At 46.7% G+C, this 16,356-nt stretch carries 13 protein-coding genes; 3 read left to right on the forward strand and 10 right to left on the reverse strand.

Annotated features, from left to right (window positions below):
* Positions 1-101 precede the first annotated feature (101 nt).
* The 3 genes from AC6R16_RS14535 to AC6R16_RS14545 form a co-directional block, all read right to left on the reverse strand.
* Positions 102-1,097 carry a membrane dipeptidase gene (locus AC6R16_RS14535; RefSeq protein WP_500674836.1) on the reverse strand — a complete coding sequence of 332 codons (996 nt, stop codon included), beginning with the start codon at positions 1,095-1,097 and terminating at the stop codon, positions 102-104.
* Positions 1,098-1,167: 70 nt separating this feature from the next.
* Entirely contained in the window at positions 1,168-2,628 is a 1,461-nt protein-coding gene (locus AC6R16_RS14540) for an aldehyde dehydrogenase family protein (RefSeq protein ID WP_500674837.1), read from the reverse strand.
* A 58-nt stretch (positions 2,629-2,686) separates the two neighbouring features.
* Complete coding sequence (locus AC6R16_RS14545) at positions 2,687-3,085, reverse strand: RidA family protein (protein WP_500639780.1); 399 nt, start codon at positions 3,083-3,085, stop codon at positions 2,687-2,689.
* 155 nt (positions 3,086-3,240) lie between these two features.
* Here AC6R16_RS14545 and AC6R16_RS14550 point away from each other — a divergent pair, with 155 nt between their 5' ends.
* Positions 3,241-4,131, forward strand: coding sequence for a LysR family transcriptional regulator (locus AC6R16_RS14550; protein ID WP_500639781.1), 891 nt, complete (start codon positions 3,241-3,243; stop codon positions 4,129-4,131).
* 19 nt (positions 4,132-4,150) lie between these two features.
* Here AC6R16_RS14550 and AC6R16_RS14555 read toward each other — a convergent pair whose 3' ends face one another.
* Genes AC6R16_RS14555 through AC6R16_RS14575 form a run of 5 tightly spaced genes read right to left on the reverse strand, consistent with a single transcriptional unit; the run spans position 4,151 to position 11,899 of the window.
* A complete protein-coding gene (locus AC6R16_RS14555; protein WP_500674838.1) occupies positions 4,151-5,443 on the reverse strand; it encodes a sensor histidine kinase in 1,293 nt (430 codons plus the stop codon).
* Positions 5,443-6,123 carry a response regulator transcription factor gene (locus AC6R16_RS14560; RefSeq protein WP_500639783.1) on the reverse strand — a complete coding sequence of 227 codons (681 nt, stop codon included), beginning with the start codon at positions 6,121-6,123 and terminating at the stop codon, positions 5,443-5,445. The genes AC6R16_RS14555 and AC6R16_RS14560 overlap by 1 nt, the downstream gene beginning before the upstream one ends.
* A 40-nt stretch (positions 6,124-6,163) precedes the next feature.
* Positions 6,164-9,325 (reverse strand): efflux RND transporter permease subunit, encoded by a 3,162-nt coding sequence (locus AC6R16_RS14565; protein ID WP_500674839.1) that lies wholly within the window; start codon positions 9,323-9,325, stop codon positions 6,164-6,166.
* Position 9,326: 1 nt separating this feature from the next.
* Entirely contained in the window at positions 9,327-10,511 is a 1,185-nt protein-coding gene (locus AC6R16_RS14570) for an efflux RND transporter periplasmic adaptor subunit (RefSeq protein WP_500674840.1), read from the reverse strand.
* On the reverse strand, positions 10,508-11,899 hold the full coding sequence (locus AC6R16_RS14575) for a TolC family protein (RefSeq protein WP_500674841.1): 1,392 nt from the start codon (positions 11,897-11,899) through the stop codon (positions 10,508-10,510). The genes AC6R16_RS14570 and AC6R16_RS14575 overlap by 4 nt, the downstream gene beginning before the upstream one ends.
* Positions 11,900-12,115: 216 nt before the next feature.
* On the opposite strand from AC6R16_RS14575, the gene AC6R16_RS14580 reads away from it, so the two are divergent.
* The gene (locus AC6R16_RS14580; protein WP_500674842.1) at positions 12,116-12,610 is read left to right on the forward strand and encodes a peptidylprolyl isomerase; all 495 of its coding nucleotides are present in this window, start codon (positions 12,116-12,118) and stop codon (positions 12,608-12,610) included.
* A gap of 24 nt (positions 12,611-12,634) precedes the next feature.
* Here AC6R16_RS14580 and napF read toward each other — a convergent pair whose 3' ends face one another.
* Positions 12,635-13,147 carry a ferredoxin-type protein NapF gene (gene napF, locus AC6R16_RS14585; protein WP_500674843.1) on the reverse strand — a complete coding sequence of 171 codons (513 nt, stop codon included), beginning with the start codon at positions 13,145-13,147 and terminating at the stop codon, positions 12,635-12,637.
* Entirely contained in the window at positions 13,140-13,709 is a 570-nt protein-coding gene (locus AC6R16_RS14590) for a molecular chaperone TorD family protein (RefSeq protein WP_500674844.1), read from the reverse strand. The genes napF and AC6R16_RS14590 overlap by 8 nt, the downstream gene beginning before the upstream one ends.
* A 200-nt stretch (positions 13,710-13,909) precedes the next feature.
* Between AC6R16_RS14590 and AC6R16_RS14595 the strand changes: the two genes are divergently transcribed.
* Positions 13,910-16,351 carry a DmsA/YnfE/YnfF family dimethyl sulfoxide reductase gene (locus tag AC6R16_RS14595; protein WP_500674845.1) on the forward strand — a complete coding sequence of 814 codons (2,442 nt, stop codon included), beginning with the start codon at positions 13,910-13,912 and terminating at the stop codon, positions 16,349-16,351.
* Positions 16,352-16,356 lie beyond the last annotated feature (5 nt).

The following is a 16,356-nucleotide window of genomic DNA, read 5'->3' on the forward strand; positions in this document are numbered from 1 at the left end:
TCTGACTCCAGACTGTTTTGCGGCAGCCGACGACTGGCAGCAAAAGTTAAATTAACACCTGCCTTATTATTGTTGTGTTGGCAGGCTGTTCCTTGTTTGGGTTACTGCTCTGAAATAGGCTCGAGTCCTTGTTTGAGGAAATTAAACCAGTTATCACCCAGTATTTGTCCCGCCTCAGATTCACTGAATCCATGGCGCATTAATCCGTTGTAGATGTTCTCCATCCCCTTACTGCCACTAAACCACGGCAGCGCATCTGGCCAACCCGAGTTACTGGCCGAGCCTTCGCCATAATCCATCGCTTTCGACCAGCGGCCATTGCGCATCCACTCCAGAACTTGTTGTGGTTGGTTAAGACACAAGTCACTACCAATGCCCAAGTGTTCGGCGCCAAATAGGTCAGCCGTTTTCGCCACCATTTGGCAAAAATCGTCCAACGTGCACTGGCTGCCATTTGGCAAATGGAAGGGGTACAAACTAAAACCAAGTAAGCCGCCACGTTGTGTTAGTGCTTTGAGCACGGTGTTGGATTTGTTTCGCAGAGCATCATGAGCGAACGTCGGGTTAGCGTGGCTAATGCAGATTGGTCTTGAAGAGAGGTCGATTGCTTCTAGCGTTGAGCGCTCTGCACTGTGAGACATGTCGATGATCATGCCAACGCGATTCATCTCTTCGATCGCTTGTTTGCCAAAGCGAGTAACACCTGAGTCATTCTGCTCATAGCAACCTGTCGCCAATAAGCTCTGGTTGTTGTAAGTCAATTGCATGATTAACAAACCTTGGCGACGCATCACTTCAATCAGACCAATTTCGTCATCAATAGGCGAACAATTCTGAGCACCGAAGAAGACGCCGACTTTGCCCTGCTGTTTCGCCTTTGCCACATCTGCCATGGAATAAATTGGCATGATGAGGTCTGCGTTTTGCTCGAAGCGAAGGTTCCATTCGGCAAAGCGAGTTAGGGTCTCACGTGCATTTTCGTGATAGACGATAGTGGCATGAACAGCAGTGATGCCACTCGCCTTAAGGGTTTGGAAATACTCACGATCCCAATTGCAGTATTGCAATCCATCTATCACAATCCGTTGTTGGTACATAACCACTCCTTAAACGTTGAATCGCCTTTAATTGGGAAGCAGGTAATGTTCTGCCTCCCACGGTCAGAGCCTAGTAAGGGCGTTGGTAAGCGGTTTTCACCACGGTGTAGAATTCTTTCGCGTATTGACCTTGTTCGCGCGGGCCAAAGCTAGACTCTTTGCGGCCACCAAACGGTACGTGGTAGTCGGTGCCTGCGGTCGGTAGGTTCACCATTACACAACCGGTCTGCGCTTGCTGCTTGAAGATGGCACTAGTGCGCAGGCTTTGCGTGATAATGCCGCCCGTCAAGCCAAAACGGGTATCGTTGGTAACGGCTATGGCTTCATCTAGGTCAGCCACTCGAATCACACTCGCCATCGGCGCAAACACTTCCTCTTGGTTCACTTCCCAACTGTTTTGGGTGTTGAGGAATAAGGTTGGCGACATGTAGTAGCCGTCGTGCGCTAAGTTAAGGCGCTCGCCACCAAAGGCCAGCTCAGCACCACTTTGACGAGCGTTTTCAATCCACTCGAAGTTTGCTTCAAGCTGATTACCGTCAACAACTGGCCCCATGAAGATACCTTCATCCAGTGCATGACCCACTTTCAGCTCACTCATACGTTTGATCAGCGCTTCAACGTAGGCATCATGAATCCCATCCATCACCACTAGACGTGATGACGCGGTACATTTCTGTCCGGCACCAGAGAAAGAGCCGGCAATGGTCGCTTCTACTGCGATTTGAATGTCTGCATCATCGGCAACCACCAAGGCATTTTTACTGCCCATTTCAAGCTGGCAGCGTACAAAGTTTGGTGCCGTTGCGGCCGCAACCTTACGGCCCGTATCGACAGAACCGGTAAAGCTCACTCCATTGACCTCTTTCGAGTTGATCAAGGTATTGCCCACCTGTGAGCCACTGCCGAGTACTAGGTTGAACGTGCCCGCTGGCAGACCTTGACGATGAATGATTTCCGTCAGCGCCACAGCACTTGCTGGTGTTAGATTGGCAGGTTTCCAAACCACGCTGTTACCAAACGCGAGTGCCGGAGCAATCTTCCACGCTGCCGTTGCGGTCGGAAAGTTCCACGGAGAGATAATGGCGATAACGCCAACCGCTTCGCGAGTGACTTCAACGGAGACGCCTGGACGGACGGAGGCAGCGTTATCACCAATTTGGCGCAGCACTTCCGCCGCAAAATATTGAAAGAACTGACCTGCTCGGTAGATTTCTCCGCGTCCTTCCGCAAAGGGTTTACCCTCTTCGCGTGAAAGCAGCCTGCCTAACTCATCGCAGCGCTCAATCAACTCATCGCCAATCGCTTGTAGCACCGCTTGCTTGCGCTCCATTGGCGTCTTTTCCCACTCTGGTTGCGCTTGCTTAGCAACTTGAATCGCTTGCTCTACCTGAGCCTGACTAGCTTGAGCAAAATTGCCCAGATTTTCACTGATGTCCGACGGGTTAATGTTTGCTACGGTGTCGACACCTGCCTGCCATTCGCCGCCAATATAAAGGGCCTTTTCTGCTTGAACATTGTTAATAAAAGTCATTGCTCTTTCCTTGTTCTTGTTTGACTGACGAGATCAATCAGTTTCAATTATTGGAGGGTTACTCTGGCTGACTTGCCGACGCGTAAACCACAAACTCCACCAGCATTTCTTCGCGAGCTAAGCCTGCAACCACCATGGCTGCACGATTTGGATAAGGCGCTTCAAAATACTCTGCGTAAATTTGATTAACAGTTTTTAGGTATTCGCGATCGGTCACGTAAATAAGTACCTGCAGCACCGAGTCAAGCGACTCACCTGCGCACTCTAGGGTATGAACGAGATTGTTAAATGTCTGTCGAGTTTGTGCCTCAATGCCGCCCTCGACCACCGCACCGGTGTCATCGATCGGGATCTGCGCCGTGTATAAAGTTCCGTTGTTAACAATCGCCCATTCAAGGGGAGCCTTAGAAGCAAACAGAGCGGTTTTTACTGGGTGTTTTTTCGTTTGAGTATTCACGTGCCTTTCAACCTATGTAACAACTTTGTTTCAAGATGGTTAAATCATGCACATTGACACCTGATAAATCTAACGGTAAATTTTTTACATTTGATAAGTTTTATTTATCACTTTTAACAACATCAGAGAATTAAAGGGATTTGAAAGGTGGTCAGATGAGTATCAAGCTTCAACAATTAATGCATTTTGTGATGGTGGTAGAAGAAGGTGGTTTCCGAGCCGCATCACACCGCGCTAATCGCTCTCAGGCAGCATTATCTACGTCAATAAAAGAGCTAGAAAAGATACTCGGACAAAATCTTTTTGAAACGGGAAACAAAGCCAAATTAACGCCATTTGGTGAAATATGTCTGCCTAAGATTATTCAGTTTCTCAATATATATACAGCGCTCGACAATGACTTACGTGCAGCGGCAGCGGGTCAGCAAGGTCGAGTCAGAATCGCCAGTGTCCCCTCTGTGGCGGCGAAACTGATTCCAAGTGTACTGGGTGCGTTTTGCGAGCAGTACCCGAATGTGGAAGTGAGCCTAATTGACGACAACGCAGCTGGGGTAGAAGAGCGCCTGTTATCTGGTGAAGTAGATCTGGCGCTAGGTAATCCTTCCCACCTTGATGAAGGCGGGATTAACTTTACCCCACTGCTGTCTGACCCAATTGGTGTGGTCTGTTTACACGACAACCCAATCGCCAAGCAGCCAGAAGGCATCGCATGGCAAACCCTACTGGAGCAGCCTTTCATTCGCAACGGAACCTGTACCCTACTCGATCCAACCCCAGCGCGAGCTTTGAGCCAACAAGCCCTGTATTCGGTAGAAAACATCACCTCACTATTTTCTGTGTTGGAACTTGGGATAGGTGTCACGACTCTGCCTAAGCTCGCTTTTCCGACCAATGAAACCCGCTTGGTGTGGATTCCGTTAATCGACCCGCCACTGGAAAGACAAATCGGTATCTTTACCCTCAGCGACCGAACCATTTCGCCACAAGCCAAAGCCTTTCATGATTTGTGCATTGAATACCTTAACTATAATGAACAACCTACATAGCCTGATACGAGCTAGAGTATTACGCTTCACAATCCGGCTCGAACTGCTTTATTGAAGGCATGTGGACTTGATCGAAACAAAGTACAACACAACGCCCAGATTTAACCGTCTTATTCTCGTAATGCCAACCATACTTGTGGATCAATCTTTCGGTTAACTCTAGCCCTAACCCGAAGCCTAACTCCTCTTCTCTGTCACCACCGGAAAGATTGCGATTAGTGATAACTAACCTGCCACCGGATTGTTCAATAAGCACTTCACCTTGATAGGTGTGCTGAAACGCATTACGAACAAGGTTAGTGATGACGATTCTACATAATCCTTGTGGCAACGAATGCTTCGTCTCATCCACATTAAGGTCTACTTTGACCTCTTTTCCCTGAAGCAAATACTGGAGCTCACTGCCAATTTGAGTAACAAGCTCGCCAATAGACAAGTCGCTGAATGGCAGCGTCTTGTCTTCCTGACGGTTTAGCCAAAGGAGAGTTTCTGTCAAATCTGTCATCGTGTACCCTGCACGCTCAATTCTCTCCAAGACCTCGAGTTGCTTGTCCTGCGCCAATTGCTTGATGATCATCTTCTTCAACAACTCGGTATTGGTACGGGTGACTGCAATGGGCGTCCTCAATTCATGGCTAGCATAGCCCAAAAATTGCTGCTCACGCTCCAAACTTTCCTGCACGCAACTAAGGCTGGATCTTATGATTTCAGCCAGTGTATTGAGTTCATTGTAATCGAACCCTGGAATAGGCTGGCTAAGCTTTTCTTTATCCAGAGATTTCGCCCAGTCTTTTAGTTGCTCAACGGGAGTCGAGACACTGCGAATAAAAGCGATCAATATTAAAGAAAACACAAAGATTGCAGCGATCGCTACAAAAATAATGTAGATAAACTGGGGCAGTTCACCTGGAGTATATTCATTGTCAAGGAACAGTACAGAGGCGTATCGGACGTCACCTTTGTACTCCATTTTCATCGCAAAATAGCCGGCTTTAGGCGGGTCAATCAGAGGGATTCCAACAACTTTCTTAAGAACTTCATTCAGTACCAACTCATTCGGGTCTAGGTTGTCTTGAATTGGCTGTGGTAGGTCTTGCCATCGTCTCGCCACTGTAAGGTCATTGATTTTGACAGGCGTGTTATCCGTCAATTGTACTTGATAAGCTTGTGTTCGCATGAACCCTGTCATCGCCAGATCCAAGCCGGAAAAGAAGTAACTTACCGCGACACCAGACATCGCTATAATCGTCAACGATCCTGTCAGTAACATGGCGAATAAAAAATAAAGCCTCAGACTACGTCTTATCTTCATCAGGTAGCCTCTCGTTTCAACGCAAAGCCACGTCCTGTGATCGTATGGATCAACTTAGTTTCAAAGCTGTTATCCACGACTTTACGCAGATTAAACATATGAACCTTTAGACTGTTGCTGTCTGGCTGTTCATCCCCCCAAACACTTTGCATCAATTTTTCTCGAGAAACTGTATTGGGGCTCGCTCTAACTAAAGTTTCAAGTAACTTGAACCCGATTGGAGAAAGTTTTAACGGTGTATTCGCTCGAGTCGCAGTTTGAGTTTGTATATCGACTTCAAGATCGCAAACAGAGAACTTAGTGACCTGTCCACTGCGCCGACGGGACAAAACCTGCGCACGAATAATTAACTCTTCCATCGCAAAAGGTTTCACCAAGTAGTCATCCGCTCCTTTCGAAAAGCCGGTTAGCTTGTCATCAAGGGTATCCTTAGCCGTCAACATCAGAACAGGTACATCAATCCCTTGCCCTCTAAGCTTTGCACACACTTCGAGACCGTTCATTTTGGGCAAGTTCAAGTCTAAAATCACCGTGTCGTAGTGTCCGTGTTGAATCAAGTTTAGTCCAGACAATCCATTTGCAGCGTGGTCACACTGAATGTCTTCCAAAGCAAGGTAGTCAACAATCGCCTTAGCTAAATCCAAATCATCTTCAACCAGTAACAACTGCAAGTTTTCCATGACTACCTCTTACTCTATGAAACCACTATTAATCTAGACGCTAAACACTCTGTGCGAGCTTTTTCTCACCCATCACCGCTGTCTTCAATTTATCAAAACCATTGTGAATATCGCATTGGATCAGTAGCAGTGATGGGGTTAGCACCAATGTAATCACCGTAGCGAATAAAATACCGTAACCTAATGCAGCGGCGGCTGGAATTAGGAACTGCGCTTGCATCGAGGTTTCACTCAACAACGGAGCCAAGCCAGCAAAGGTGGTGACAGAGGTTAGCAATACCGCTCTGAGTCGGCTGCTGCACGACTCTACAATGGCTTCACCCACGGGGACGTTATGATTTCTCGTCAACTCATTAAACCTAGATACCAACAGCAGACTATCATTGACCACAACACCACTCAGAGCAAGAATCCCATTTAAAGACAGGATACTTATCGTCAGGTCATTGAGCCAGTGGCCTAAGATCGCACCTACAATACCAAACGGAATCGCCACCATAATAATAAGTGGTTGAACGTAAGATTTTAACGGTATCGCCAGCAGAGCAAAAATCACCACCAGTGCCATAACAAAAGTCGATTGCATTGAGTCTGTCGACTCTTTCTGCTGTTCCGCTTCCCCAGTAAAGTCTATCTTTAGCGTCGGATAATCCGATTTAAGCTGAGGCACCAGCGTTTTCTCCAAATGAGCCACCAGTTCATTAGACGACACCACATCTTTATCCACCACAGCAGTCAGATAAACTGCGCGCAAATTATCAATACGAGTGATTTCCGCTTGTTGGTAGTCAGAGTAGACATTCGCGACTGATAGCATAGGAACCACCTTGCCATCAGGAGTACGAACACTCGATTTCTGAATATCAGCCAACGTTTGACGGTCACTTTCTGGGTAACGCACTCGGACTTTGACTTCATCTTTGCCTCGCTGAAAGCGCTGAACAATATCACCACCGAACGCCTGTAATACCTGCTTAGCCAAAGTCGCCGTATCCATACCTAAAGCACGCCCTTGTTCGGTCAATTCGAAGCGGTATTGCGGCTCCCCGAGATCTAGATTGTCATCAATGCCACTTACTCCTGGTGTTTGTTCCAGAAACTGCTTAAACGCCTTCCCTGCATGAGTGAGAACCGTTTCGTCGCTGGCTTTCAACTCTACTTTAAAGTTATCAACCATTTCCATCGAAGAGAGGACTTTAAGCTTCTTCACCCCTTCCATCTGTCCAGACATTTGCAGCCACAAATCCGCAAACTCACTAGAGCTGTAGTTCGCGTCAGGCGACAGCTCTACCTGTACCGTGCCATTTCGGTCTTCATCAGCAATGACTTGAAGGCTTGTAATGTAGGACAGATCCTCATCATGGTTTTTTACATCCGATCTCAATTGCTGATCGGCCTTAAGTGCATTGGCTTCAAGCTTTAAGAGGTTAGTCTGCGTCTGCCCAAAGCTAGAATCGTTATACATACTGATTTCAGCACTGACTGTATCGCCTGCAATATCAGGAAAGAAAGCGATTCTCACGGCTCCTGTAAGTGGCATACCAATAACAAGAATAAACAGCGCGATAAAGGCGATGACGACAGCATAACGGAACTTTAACGCCTGCTTAATCACCTGTTTGTACACTCTTTGATTGAACCACTCCAGTCCATTGTCTGCACCTTGCTGGATACGGTTCCAGATGCCTTTTTTCTCACTTCGATGCGTATTAATATGAGCAAGGTGTGCCGGAAGAATAAACTTCGACTCTACGAGCGATAACAGCAAACAAATAGTTACTACAGTCGCAAACTGCGCATAAATCTGGCCCATTTTTCCATCAACAGCTGCAATCGAAAGAAAAGCAACGACCGTTGTCAGCACACCAAAAACAGTCGGTGCCGCCACCTTCAATGTGCCAAGTATCGTATTATTTAGCGTATCCCCCTGTGCACGCCGAGTCGAATAGATGCTCTCACCTACTACAACTGCGTCATCCACCACGATCCCCAGAGCCATGATAAATCCAAAAGTCGTCATCTCATTAATGGTTAAACCCACGAAGGAATCGGTCATAAAGAACAGTGTGCCGAAGAAAACAAACGGTAAGCTGGCTGCAACCCAAAATGCGACGCGAATGTTGAGAAACAGCGCCAATACGATAAAGACTAAAGCGATACCCGTCAGTGCATTTTTAGCCAGCAAAGATAGTCGATCTTTGATCAAGGTACTTTTGTCATACCAAGTTTCGATACTGACGTTTTCCGGCAGCAGGTTGCTGTTACGCCATTGCTCGACTACCTGTTTAGCTTGCTCAACGATTTGCACAACATCACTATACTCATCCATGACAATTTGAATGCCCATCGCATTACTTTGGTTGTATCGTGACAAGCTAAACGTATCTTCCTCAAAGGCATCCGTGACACGAGCAATATCACCTAACGTAACTTGGCTACCGTCAGGGGTCGATATAACGGGAATCGCTTTGAAATCCTCGACCTCGTAGGCTTGTTCAGACACCTTTAGGCGCACCGTTTTCTCATCATTGCGCAGGCTGGTTGAAATGCTAGTGGAAGATTCGGCATTGATCGCTTCAGATACATCGGTAAGCGTTAAGCCATAAGCTTGCAATCGACTCTCATTAACCTCGACCGAAATCATAGGATCAATTTCTGCTTTAACTTCCAGATCACGAATGGCACTTTCTGCCAACAGATCGGCCTTGAGTTGCTCAGCTAAATCCTGCAACGTAGCGCGATCAGCATCGCCATAAAGTTGAACCCACAAAGCGTGATCTTGCATTCGAGCCTTATCAATCACCGGGTTATCAGCTTCTGTCGGCAGATTGTTAATGGCGTCCACTTTCGTTTTCACGTCAGTCAGCAGAGTATCAAGACTGTAGTTGGTCTCTTTTTCTATGGAAACATGGCTACCCGATGCACTAGAAGTCGACGTAATGCGCTTTATACCCGCGACAGTTTCTAAAGCCTCTTCAATCTTTATCGAAATCCCCTCTTCTGCTTGAATAGGATCGCCGCTGTTATAGTTAACGGACACAGTTACGATGTCCGGCTCCATGCTTGGGAAGGCTTCCTTGCGCAATGAGTTCACCGAGAGCAGACCGACGATTATAACTCCTAGCATAAGTAGGTTAGCGGCAACCGGGTTTTGAGCAAACCAAGCGATCATGCCTTTAGGCGTTTGGGAAGGTTGTTCCATTTTATCCCTCCTCCTTTGGCATGACTTTCAGTCCTGGCTTGAAGTTACTCAGTGGTCTGATAACGACTTGAGCCATATCGTCTGCTAAGCTTGGGGTCACGTACACTTTACCATCACCAACAAACTGCTTGCTGGCGTTGGATTTTTGCAACAGACCTTGTCCGTCAACCGTCCAGATTTCACCCTGTTGGGAAATCGCTGACGCGGGCACTTCCCACAGGCCATCGACTTCGGCTCCGCTAAGCGTTGCTTTCACGAAAGTGCCAGGATAAAGAGGCGAGTCTTGTTCGAGGGGGTTGTCAACAACCACGACCAACGAACGTTGGCGAGTATCTTGGGTCACATGTTGGAATTTTCTCTCAACCTTGCCAAGCCATTGGTGAGCGCCACTGCTGTCAGTTAGCGTCACCTGCCAGTCACCTAAATCGCTCGAGGTCGGCAGATTTTTCCATTGCTGCGCTGACAGGGGCACCTCGACTTCGACATGCTCAACACTGTATAAGGTGGCAACTGCACTGCCTGTACTCAAATAGCTCCCTGGTTGAACCTCTCTGCTTACAACTAACGCGGTGAAAGGTGCGCGTATTGCCGTATCTTTTAAGTCTTTCTCCGCTTTCTTCAGTGCCTGTTTCGCATTCGCTAATTTGGCTTCCGCACTGGCGAGTTGAGGCTCTCTGAGCACTAATGGAGAGTTCGGTTCTCCACTCAGACCTGAGCGCTTCCATTCCGACTTCGCCTGCTCTCCCTCACGTTGCTCTTCTAAAAGCTCAAGTTCAGCCGTCGCTACATCTGACTTGGCTTGCGCCAACGCCTGTTGGTACCCAGTATCATCCAGCTTTGCCAATATGGTGCCTTTACTGACCACTCTTCCTGTTTCAAAGTCATTAGACAATGAGATCACCCTGCCGCTGACTTCGCTGGCATAATTGAGCTGATACCTTGAACGAGTCTCTCCATAACCGACCACCTGAGCCTGATAACTAGCACTGGTCGTCATCTGAACTGCGACTTGTTGGAGTTTTAAACTCTCGTTCACCGTTGGTTGCTGCAAGGTATCTGGCATCTCCTGCTCAGACTGGTTACTCTCGCCCGCTTGAGCCATGTGGCTGCCATTATAGCCAAGAGCTGCAAAGACGCTTGCTACAGCAGCAATTGTCACCGCTAAAGTGATGGCATTTTGTTTCATGATGATACTCCCAAGCCCAGAGCTAGGCCTAAATCGATTCGGTTTAATAAACGTTGATAGGTGGCGTTAACAAGTTGAGATTCAGTATCATAGGTCTGCTGCTGAACGGTCAGTAAATCAAAGATGTCGACCAGACCTTTTCGATACTTCTCTTCGTAACTGACAAAGCTACGCTTCGAGCTTGCGAATGCTTGATTTAAATGTAACTGCTGCTTTTCGAGCGAATACTCCTGCCCCACAGCATTCTCGACTTCATTGATCGCCGTCAGTAAGGTTTCCTGATAAGTCCAATAGCTTTGCTCTGTTGTGAGCTCAGCAATTTCGGCTTGAGATTTGAGTTTCCCGCCCTGAAAAAGTGGTGCCGATAACTGCCCAAGTAACCCCCACAATGGGTCGGTGAACAAAGCTTCACTTGGTGACTGCGCAATATCCGTCAAACTTGCCGTTAAGCTAAAAGATGGCAACATGGCTTTGTATGCCGCATCGGTACGAAGAGATTCAGCTTCGATATTGTAGAAAGCTTGCTGCAAGTCTGGTCTGCCAGCCATGTTCTGCTCAGCGAGAGAATCAAGAGGGTTGACCACTTTTGGAAACGTCATTGCGACCTCTGGCTGCCCCAACTCAGATTGCCATTGTCCAGTAAGCAACTGGAGACTACGTTTGCTCTTTTCTAAGCTTTCTTCATACTCAGCAACAGTAGCGCGAGTTGACGCCGTACTGGCTTTCGCATTGTCTAAATCTTCTAAGCTTCCCAGTCCCACCTGATAGCGCTCCAATACCAACAGCTCATTATTCTCCAGCACTTCAAGCCTTCTTCGCTCAATATCAAGCAACTGCTGATTGGCGCTTATTTCCAACCAATTACGCATGATATTAGCCGCCAGCAAGTTTTTGGCTGATTGTAGGCTTGCCTGAGAAGCCGCAATATCTTTCCGTGCTGCCTCGCTGCTATCTGCCAGTTTTTGCCACAAATCCAGCTCCCAACTCACGGTCACTTCACCCGTATAGCTGTCGTCAGTATCTTGTTTGGATTGACCCGAAAAGCTAGCACTCGCAGTAGGTAGCTGTTCGGCAACAGTAACGCCTTGTTGAGCATAAGCAATTTTCAACGCGATCACGCTTTGTTGCAGGCTAGGGCTGTTTGAAAACGCAATGTCTAAGTAGCTCTCAAGCTCTGGCACTGAAATCAAGTCAGTTAACTCAGTTACTTGGGTGGCTTCCCGTGTCATCGATGTGATTTGTCGTTCTGCTATAACTTGTTTGAGCAAACGATCAACAGACTGGGCACCGTTTTGCTCAGCCTGTTGTGCAAAATCGGCATTAGTCCCCACCGCGCAGCCCGTAACAGCCGTCAACATCAGAGCAAGAATTGAGTATCGAAATGTCATCGTTGTTATCTCCCGCTAATATACAGACAAGGTATCAAACGCTGGGGTTAAGGCAGGGTTAAGGTGGAAAGATCCAACACTAGAAATGACCGGATTTAGCAGGCAGTCATCCTAAAACGAACATTAGCTGACTGTTATCAATAGAGGACGATGATTATTTTCTGCGGCATAAACTTGCTATAATCTCAGGGTTTTCTTTCCCAACGAGTAATAACAATGATCATTTTATCAACCACTTATGGCGATATCGAAATTGAACTGAACATGGAAAAAGCCCCTGTTAGTTCAAAAAACTTTTTACGTTACTGCCAAGAAGGGTTTTATGAAGGCACGATTTTTCACCGTGTGATTGACGGTTTTATGATTCAAGGTGGTGGTCATATTGAAGACATGACCGAGAAAGAGACCCATGCACCTATCGCTAACGAAGCGAACCGCGGCCTAAAGAACAAAACCGGTACCATCGCTTTTGCTCGAACTGATGCCCCGCATTCTGCTACAGCACAGTTCTTTATCAACCTAGACGACAATGACTTTCTTGATCATACCGCCAAAACCAACCAAGGCTGGGGCTATGCCGTGTTTGGTAAAGTGACCACAGGGATGGACGTGGTGAACAACATAGGTAAAGCCATGACTGGCAGTAAGAAAGGCCACGATGACGTGCCTTTAGACACAATTAAGATCAACAAAGTAACCATCACAGACTAAACACTTTGTTTGTGCCAACAATTGCTATGAATGAAAAGCCATTGAAATAGCACCTAAATAACAATGGCTGCGGCATTGCCCGCAGCCATTGCATTTTTCTTCGTCTACCACTGGACGCTCGCCCTCTTCAACACGGATTGCTGATTGAGGACACCCAACAGCACACTGCTGACAATCAATTTGTAGGTAGTTATTACAGCTCTGAGAGAAGTTTGGTCGTAGATTGACTTTGCTGTTCTGAGAAGCGTGTAACGCGCCACTGGAGCACACCTTAGTACACTCGTCACATAGTGAACACTCGTTGTAATCCAGATTGAGCCTTGCAGTTTGATCACTCATCTCGATAACACTATTGGGACAAATACGTTGGCATTCGCCACAACCATCACAGAGACGCAAGAAAAGCGCCTCATCCACAGCTTTAGGTGGTCGCGGCGCTTTTCTTGGCGTTTGCTCTGGTTGCTCAGATAAGCGACTTACTGGTTTAGATAGCCGAGAGAGAAACCCTCTGCGATTTGTATCAATAGCTTCAATCATTTAAGTATATTTTCTTCTCTTCAACGACTAACTCTAAGTCAATAATAAGTTTATTTAGCCAGTTAGAGACATCTAAGGCTAATAGACTATAAAACTTATTGTGTGAAACTTTATTTAATAAATCTAGATAACTCATTCCCCAAACTAATAAGTGAGACTCCATTAATATCTTAGCAGCTTTCGATTTATTATTTTCTAATAAAAACGCAAACGCTAATAGCATCAAACCAAATTGGTCTTCTGGCTCTCTAATACCCGTATTTAATTCAATTTCGTTGTCTGATAAAAACTGGCGATATTGAACCGTTGAATCGCCAAAGACGACTTTCTCTCTATCTAGGTAAACAGAACCCCATGGCGGAGCTTTCATCTCACCTAACCCTTCAAAAAGCTCTGTAAAGTCAGCGTTTAATGTGTCTTCATCAAGCTCCAATAGTGACTGTATAGTCACCTCACTCAATACCCCATCTTCTACAAGTGCGGTAGTAAGCTCGATTAGCTCATTTTTGCTTATCTTTTGATGGAATAATATTCCCAACAACTTTGCAGTATCGATAATCATTTCTATTTTCATTAAATTTAACTGTGATTAATTATAAATTACCACTCACTATTTAATATTAAATGAATGTCAAAAATACAAATATTAAAATTTATAGCACGTTATTTTGATTTTTATCAAAACGAGTCCAATCCTTGATATTACCGACAACAAACTACCTATAAAGTATTACCCATTAGTAATATAAAAGGCATCTTTGTATGACGAATAACAAAAAAGAATCTGGAGTAATGAATCTTACTCGCCGAGGGTTTATCAAAGCCTCTTCGGCGGTAGGTAGCGCTGCGGCATTGGCCAGTGGTATCAGCTTACCATTCACTTCAAAACCTGTTGCTGCCGCTGTTTCAAAACACGTCGACGAAAAAGTTGTGTGGAGTGCGTGTACCGTTAACTGTGGTTCACGTTGCCCGCTGCGTATGCATGTGCAAGATGGTGAAATCAAGTACGTTGAAACCGACAACACTGGCAGCGATGTTTATGGCGAAAGCACCCAAGTAAGAGCTTGCTTGCGTGGTCGCTCTATGCGTCGCCGTGTCTACAATCCTGACCGACTTAAATACCCAATGAAGCGTGTAGGTAAGCGGGGTGAAGGTAAGTTCAAGCGCATTACCTGGGAAGAAGCGTACGATGAAGTTGCAGGTACGATGCAGCGCCTTATCAAAGAGTATGGTAACGACTCTATCTACCTCAACTATGGTACAGGCACACTGGGCGGTACGGTCACTAAGTCTTGGCCACCTGCGTCAACATTGATTGCTCGCCTTATGAACTTATGTGGTGGATACCTAAACCACTATGGTGACTACTCGACAGCACAAATCGCCAAAGGTTTGAGCTACACCTACGGTGGCTGGGCAAACAACAACTCTTTCTCTGACTTAGCCAATACTAAGCTCAACGTTCAGTTTGGTAACAACCCAGCTGAAACGCGTATGTCTGGCGGTGGTTTGATTCACCATTACGTTGAAAGTAAGAATAAGTCGAACGCCAAAACCGTCATCATTGACCCGCGCTACACAGATACTGCAGGCGGTCGCGAAGATCAGTGGATTCCAATTCGCCCATCTACCGACGCTGCCCTTGTTGCTGGTTTGGCTTATGTCATGATCACCGAAGACCTTGTTGATCAGCCATTCCTAGATAAATACTGTGTCGGTTACGATGAGAAGACGCTTCCTGCCTCTGCGCCTAAAAACAGCGATTACAAGTCTTACATTCTCGGTAAAGGCGAAGACGGCATTGTTAAGACACCTGAGTGGGCGTCAAAAATCACGGGTATTCCAGTCGATACCATCGTTAAGCTTGCACGGGAAATGGGCACGAACAAACCTTGTGCTATCCACCAAGGTTGGGGACTACAACGCACTGCAAACGGCGAGCTCGCTTGTCGCGCGATTGCAATGCTTTCTCTGCTTACAGGTTCTGTCGGTGTTGCAGGCGGCTCAACAGGAGCACGTGAAAGTGACATCAACATTCCATTTGTGCGCTTCCCAACCGTCCCTAACCCGATCGAAACCTCTATCTCAATGTTCCTTTGGACGGATGCAATCTACCGTCACCATGAGATGACCGATAAGACTGATGGTGTTCGTGGCGCAGAGCGTCTTAAAAACCCAATCAAGATGATTTGGAACTATGCGGGTAACTGCTTGATCAACCAACATGCAGACATCAACCGTACACACGATATTCTGCAAGATGACAAGGCGTGTGAAATGATCGTAGTGATCGACAACCACATGACTTCGTCAGCGAAATACGCAGACATCATACTGCCAGATTTAACAACGTCAGAGCAAGATGACTGGGCGATGGATGGTAAAGCCGCTAATGCGCCTTACTTCATCTATGCACAGAAAGCGATCGAGCCGCAGTTCGAAGCAAAAGGCATCTATGAGATGTGCAGTGAAATTGCTAAACGCATGGGTGTAGAGCAGGCCTTTACCGAAGGTCGAACTCAAGAGCAATGGGTAGAACACCTTTATGCTGAAACGCGCAAGCAAGACCCATCTCTCCCTACATTCGAAGAGATGAAAGAGCTAGGTATTTACAAGCGCCAATACAACCGCGACTACATTGCTTACGAAGATTTCCGTAACGACCCAGAAGCGAATCCACTCAACACTCCTAGTGGCAAGATAGAGATTTACTCCGAGCAACTGGCTGAAATCGCGGCGACTTGGGAACTCAAAGATGGCGATGTCATTCACCCGTTACCTATCTATGTAGACTCATTCGAAGGTCACAATGACCCACTAGCGAGCAAGTACCCACTACAACTGACAGGCTTCCACTATAAAGCTCGCTGTCACTCAACGTACGGCAACGTGGCTGAAATTAAAGCAGCCGCACGTCAAGAAGTGTGGATCAACCCGATTGATGCAGCAGAGCGCGGTATTCAAAACGGAGACATGGTCAGTATTTTCAATGACCGTGGCGAGGTTCGTATCCCAGCAAAAGTGACCCCACGTATTTTACCGCGTGTTGTCGCACTTGGTGAAGGTGCTTGGTATGCACCTGATGGTCAGAAGGTCGACCACGCTGGCTCAATCAACGTATTGACCACACAGCGCCCAAGTCCGCTTGCTAAGGGTAACCCTCAGCATACAAACCTTGTTCAGATTAAAGCAGTTAAAGCATAAGGTAG

This window comes from Vibrio sp. R10-SG3-ISO10 (assembly GCF_059834185.1).

Bases quoted from the DNA above. Each gene is read 5' to 3' on its own strand.
- AC6R16_RS14535 (WP_500674836.1), bottom strand. From the start codon at position 1,097: ATGTACCAACAACGGATTGTGATAGATGGATTGCAATACTGCAATTGG.
- AC6R16_RS14565 (WP_500674839.1), bottom strand. From the start codon at position 9,325: ATGGAACAACCTTCCCAAACGCCTAAAGGCATGATCGCTTGGTTTGCT.
- AC6R16_RS14555 (WP_500674838.1), bottom strand. From the start codon at position 5,443: ATGAAGATAAGACGTAGTCTGAGGCTTTATTTTTTATTCGCCATGTTA.
- AC6R16_RS14580 (WP_500674842.1), top strand. From the start codon at position 12,116: ATGATCATTTTATCAACCACTTATGGCGATATCGAAATTGAACTGAAC.
- napF (WP_500674843.1), bottom strand. From the start codon at position 13,147: ATGATTGAAGCTATTGATACAAATCGCAGAGGGTTTCTCTCTCGGCTA.
- AC6R16_RS14575 (WP_500674841.1), bottom strand. From the start codon at position 11,899: ATGACATTTCGATACTCAATTCTTGCTCTGATGTTGACGGCTGTTACG.
- AC6R16_RS14570 (WP_500674840.1), bottom strand. From the start codon at position 10,511: ATGAAACAAAATGCCATCACTTTAGCGGTGACAATTGCTGCTGTAGCA.
- AC6R16_RS14590 (WP_500674844.1), bottom strand. From the start codon at position 13,709: ATGATTATCGATACTGCAAAGTTGTTGGGAATATTATTCCATCAAAAG.
- AC6R16_RS14540 (WP_500674837.1), bottom strand. From the start codon at position 2,628: ATGACTTTTATTAACAATGTTCAAGCAGAAAAGGCCCTTTATATTGGC.
- AC6R16_RS14595 (WP_500674845.1), top strand. From the start codon at position 13,910: ATGACGAATAACAAAAAAGAATCTGGAGTAATGAATCTTACTCGCCGA.
- AC6R16_RS14560 (WP_500639783.1), bottom strand. From the start codon at position 6,123: ATGGAAAACTTGCAGTTGTTACTGGTTGAAGATGATTTGGATTTAGCT.
- AC6R16_RS14550 (WP_500639781.1), top strand. From the start codon at position 3,241: ATGAGTATCAAGCTTCAACAATTAATGCATTTTGTGATGGTGGTAGAA.